The organism is Rhodococcus sp. R1101 (genome assembly GCF_000278445.1).
In the GTDB taxonomy this organism is placed as follows: Bacteria; Actinomycetota; Actinomycetes; order Mycobacteriales; family Mycobacteriaceae; genus Rhodococcus; species Rhodococcus gordoniae.
On sequence record NZ_AJVB01000269.1, the window covers coordinates 1 to 5,265 of the forward strand.

A 5,265-nucleotide genomic window follows, 5' to 3' on the forward strand; every position below is an offset into this window, starting at 1 on the left:
GGTCCTCGTCGAGCTTGCGCCGTTTGAGGGCGTCCTTGTGGGCGTCGACCGCCCGCTCGAGCATCTTGCGATCGGCGACGTCGCCGAGATCGAGCACGGGCACACCGTCGGTGCTCCCCGGATCGTCGTCGGGCAGCACCCGATCGCCACGCAGATGCGGGGGCAGTTCGCTCGTGGATCCGAGCCAGGTCGCGGCGGCCGTGGACGACGGGAAGACTCCCGCCGCGACGTGCGGGACCGCAACGACCTCCCATTCGAGGCCTTTCGCCGAGTGGACGGTGAGGACCTGCACGCGATCGGGATCGACCTCCACCTCACCGGGCGCGAGACCCTGTTCGATCTCCTCCGCGGCTGCGAGGTAGGTCAGCAGACCGGGAAGGGTCGCGTTGGTGCGCCCCGCATAGGACGCGACCACCCCGGCGAACGCGTCGAGATGTTCGCGGCCGGCGACGCCGCGCCGGCTGCCCACGCGGGCCTCGGTCTCGATGCCGATACCGAGTACGCGCTCGACCTCGGCCACCAGTTCGGTGAGGGGCTGACCGAGCCGTTCGCGCAGAGAGGTCAGCTCGCGGCCCAGCGCGACGATGCGCGCGTATCCGAACTTCGAGTAGCGGTGGCTGTCGCCGGGATCGGAGATCGCGTCGGCGAGTCCGGCCTGGTCGGCATGTTCGCCGGGCAGTGCCGAATCGAGCGCGTCCTCGAGGGCATCGGGGTCGGTCACCGCACCGGTGACACCCCAGCGACCCGCGATGGCCAGTTCCTGAGCGCGCTCCCACAGTGCCTTCAGGTCGGCGGCCCCGAGTTGCCAACGGGCACCGGTGAGCACCCGCACCGCCGCGCTTCCGGCGAGCGGATCCGCTGCCAGCCGCAGCATCGCGAGCACATCGGCGACCTCCGGTGTGTGCAGTAGTCCGCCGATGCCGACGACCTCCACCGGCAGGTCGCGGGCGCGCAGTGCCTCGGCGATCGGCGCCGCGTCGGCGTTGCGGCGGACCAGGACCGCTGCCGTCGGCGGTGTCCGCCCGTCCTCGCGTGCAGCGGCGTACTCCGCGGCGATCCGGTCGGCCACCCAGTCGCGTTCGGTCGCGACATCGGGGTGCAGCGCGAGCCGGACATCGCCGGCGGTCGCGTCGGGACGGGGACGCAACCGGCTGACCGGCACCCCCCGATCGCGCAGGGGTTCGGACGAGACGTTCGCCAGTTCGAGGGCCTGCGGCGGGTTGCGCCAGCTGGTGAGCAGTTCGCGGGTGGGCGCCGGCTCGTCGTCGGACGCCGGGAAGTCGCTCGCGAAGCGCGGCAGGTTGGCGGCCGACGCCCCGCGCCAGCCGTAGATGGACTGCATGGGATCGCCCACCGCGGTCACCGCGAGGCCCGGATCGGCGCCGCCGCCGAACAACGCGGCGAGCAGGACGCGCTGGGCGTGCCCGGTGTCCTGGTACTCGTCGAGCAGCACGGCCCGGAACCGGGTCCGTTCGCCGGCGCCCACCTCGGGATGGTCGCGGGCGACCCGCGCGGCGAGCGACATCTGGCTGCCGAAGTCGAGGGCGCCTTCGCGACGCAGGGTCTCGGACAGCCGTTCGACGAGCGGAAGCAACTGCAGACGCGCGTGCTGGGTGTCGAGGTAGCCGAGCAGGGTCTTCGACGGCGCTCCCCGCTGCCCCGGGCCGGGCGGGAGGGTGTGCACGAGCTGTTCGAGTTCGACGTGGGCGTCGCGCAGCCGATCCGGTTCGACGAGGTGTTCGGCGAGCTGACCGGACAGGGCGAGCACGGCCTCGGTCACCGACGCGGGATTGCGGTCGGTGTCGAGCTCGCCGTCCCACGAGCTGACCACGCGGTGCGCGACCTGCCACAGCTCGGTCTCGGACAGCAGGGTCGCCGACGGTTCGATGGGCAGCAGCAGACCGTGCTCGGTGAGCAGGCGACCGGCGTACGCGTGATACGTGCTCACCTCGGGTTCGCTGCCGAGGATCCGGGCACGCAACCCACCGCTCGGGTCGAGGTCGCGGAGCAGCGCCGACCCGGCGAGCTTGGCGAGTCGCGCCCGGATGCGGGCTGTGAGCTGTTGTGCGGCCTTGCGGGTGAAGGTCAGGCCCAGCACCTGCTCGGGTTCGACGATCCCGTTCGCGACGAGCCACACCACGCGGGCCGCCATCGTCTCGGTCTTGCCGGCGCCGGCGCCCGCCACGACCAGCATCGGCCCGGGCGGCGCCTCGATGACCGCTGCCTGCTCCGTCGTGGGGGGCAGCTGTCCCAGTGCCTCCGCGAGGCGCGTCGCACTCACCCGTGGTGCATTCATTCTCCGGTCACCTGCCTGCCTTCGTCGTGTGCCGGGCAGCTCGACAGCACCGGGCAGTGCCGGCACCCGTCGTTGACCCTCGCGACGAAGCGCGGACCGCGGGTCGCGGCCGCGGCGTCGTGGATGATCTCCCGCCACTGCGCCAGACCGTCCTCGCCGAGGGGCGGCTGCACACGCTGCGTCGCGCCCTCCTTGTTGTGCGGCTTCGCCACGAAGACCAGACGCGCGCCGCCGGGCGTTGCAGCCGGTTCGCCCTCGATCGCGCCGGCCGCCGCGGCCACCTGATAGGCGGCGAGCTGGGCGTGGTCGCGCGCGGCGTCCTTGGACACCGGGTTCTTCGCGGTCTTGACGTCGATGACGACGGGGCGGCCCTCGGCATCGCGTTCGAGCCGGTCGATGCGGCCGCGGAGCCGCACCCGGGGCTTGTCGTCGGAGTCGGGTTCGAGGATGCCGTCGACCTTGACCTCGACGCCGATCTCCGTGAGTTCTCCCCGCGTGCCCTGCAACCAGGTCGAGAAGGTGTCGAGCATGCGGCGGGTGCGTTCGAGTTCGCGTCGCGCATACCAGTCGGCACCCAGATCGACCGAATCCCAGGCCTTCTCGAGCGCCTGATCGATGCGATCGGGCGGGATGCGCCCGGCGAGCGCCTGGACGAGGGTGTGCACGAGGGTGCCGGTGACGGCGTGGCTGTTCTCGCCGTCGGAGCCGCCGTGCCGCTCGAACATCCACCGCAACGCGCAGGTCGTGAGTTGTTCGACCGTGGACGGGGACAACCGCACCGCGTCGTCGTCGGGATCCCACAGCGGGTCGGCGGTGCTGGGATCGGCGGTGCCGTACCACTCGTCGGGGTGGGCGCCGCGTACCCCGGCGCGTGCGAGCCGCGCGAGTTGCTGGGCGGCCCGCTGCTGCCGTTCGGGTTCGGTGTCGGCGATCTCGGGATCGCACACCACGCTGCGCAGTTCGGCGACGAGGGCGGGCAGGGCCAGCACCCGGGTGCGGACCTCGTCGGGCACCGGGTCGGTGAGGAGATCGTCGGGTGCGTCGGTGTCGCCACCGCGCAGTTCGTCGACGAAACGGGAGCGGACGAGTTCGCTGTCGCCGCTCACGGAGTCGACGGCGGTGACGAGGAGGTGGGTGCGGGCGCGGCTGCACGCGACGAGGAACAGCCGGCGTTCCTCGGCGAGCAGCGGCGCGGTGCGGGACAGCCGCGTGCCGGTGTCGTCGCCGCCGTCGGCACCGGAGAGGGCGTCGATCAGGGCTTCGATGCCGAGCAGGGTGCCGCGGGCCCGCAGGCTCGGCCACAGGCCTTCCTGGACGCCGGCGACCACGACGACGTCCCATTCGCGACCGGCGGCGGAGTGCGCGCTGACGACCGTGACCGCTTCGGATTCGGCGGCCACGCGGGTACGGGCCGTAGCGGGGATCTCCTGCTCCGTGAGGTAGTCGACGAATCCCGCGATGTGCGCGCGGGGCAGACGGTCGACGTAGTCGGCGGCGGCGTCGAACAGCGCCACGACCCCGTCGAGATCGCGGTCGGCCTGCGCACCGATCGGCCCGCCCCAGGCCGACGCGGCGGCCCATCGCCGCTCGAGTCCGGTGGCCTGCCATGCCTCCCACAGCACGTCCTCGAGACCGCCCCCACGCAGCGCCGCCGAACGGGCCTTGCGCAGCACTCCGAACACCTTCCTCAGCGGTGCCGCCTCGACGTCGGTGAGCCCGCGCACGAGATGTGCGTTCTCGGCGGTGTCGTCGCCCTCGGTGAGCAGGATGCGCAGCAGTTCGGCGGAATCGCGGTCCGCGCCCGACGCGAGCTCGACCCGTCGCAGACCACGCCGCAGTCTCCGCAGCGCGACCGGTTCGGCGCCGCCGATGGGCCCGGACAGCAGGGCCAGTGCTTCGTCGCCTCCGAAGCCACTGCCGGACACCGCGCGCAGCACGAGCAGCAGCCCCGCGACGCTGTGCTGGCGGGCCAGCGGCAGTTCGGATGCGGCGGTCGTCATCGGGACACCCGCCGCGAGCAGCGCGCGGCGCAGGGGCGCCAGCACCCGGGGCACTGACCGGACGACGATCGCCATCCGCGACCACGGCACGCCGTCGACCAGGTGGGATCGACGCAGGGTGTCGGCGACCAGCGCGGCCTCCTTGGCCTGCGACGAGCACACCGCAACCCGCACCAGGCCGGGATCGCCCTGCGGGTCGCGATGCTCGGCCACGCCGCGATGGGGCGGCAGACCCGGCAGCCGGCGCGCGATCCCGGCGGCAGCGGACGCCACCTCCGGAGCGGCGCGATGGTGGACGCCCAACACGATCCGGCGCGATCCGTCGGCCTCGCCGAGGCTCTCGAGGAAGGAGGTGTCGGCGCCGCGGAAGCCGAAGACGGCCTGGTCGGGATCACCCGCGACGGTGCTCGTGCGGGTACCGGTACCGATCACGCGCACGAGATCGGCGGCCTGCGGATCGAGATGCTGGGCGTCGTCGACGAGCAGATGACGGATCCGGCCGCGTTCGGAGGCGAGCAGATCGGGATCGGTGGCGAACGCCGCGAGCGCCGCACCGACGAGTTCGGCCGCGTCCAGGGCGGGAGCGGTGGCCTCGGGAGCCTCGAGCCCGACGGCGCCGCGCAGCAGCATCACCTGCTCGTACCGCTCCGCGAAACGCCCGGCCGCGACCCACTCCGGCCGACCGCGGCGCTCTCCGAGCGCGATCAGATCCTCCGGGCCGAGACCGCGCTCGTTCGCGCGCAGCATGAGATCGCGCAGTTCGACGGCGAAGCCCGTCATGCCGAGCGCCGGACGCAACCGTTCGGGCCACATCCCGGCTCCGTCGTCGATGTCGCCGCGCAGCAGTTCGCGCAGGACGGCGTCCTGTTCGGCACCGGTGATCAGACGCGGTGGCGGGTTGCCGTGCGCCGACGCCTGCAGTCGCAGCACCGCGAAGGCGTACGAGTGGACGGTACGGACGAGGGGCTC

At 72.9% G+C, this 5,265-nt stretch carries 2 protein-coding genes; both read right to left on the bottom strand.

What is annotated here, in order from left to right; translation table 11 throughout:
• On the bottom strand, positions 1–2,296 hold a 2,296-nt coding region (locus tag R1101_RS0115635; RefSeq protein ID WP_026003329.1), incomplete at its 3' end, for an ATP-dependent helicase.
• The coding region (locus R1101_RS0115640) for an ATP-dependent helicase (protein WP_016934327.1) at positions 2,293–5,265 on the bottom strand (2,973 nt) is incomplete at its 5' end. The genes R1101_RS0115635 and R1101_RS0115640, both read right to left, overlap by 4 nt.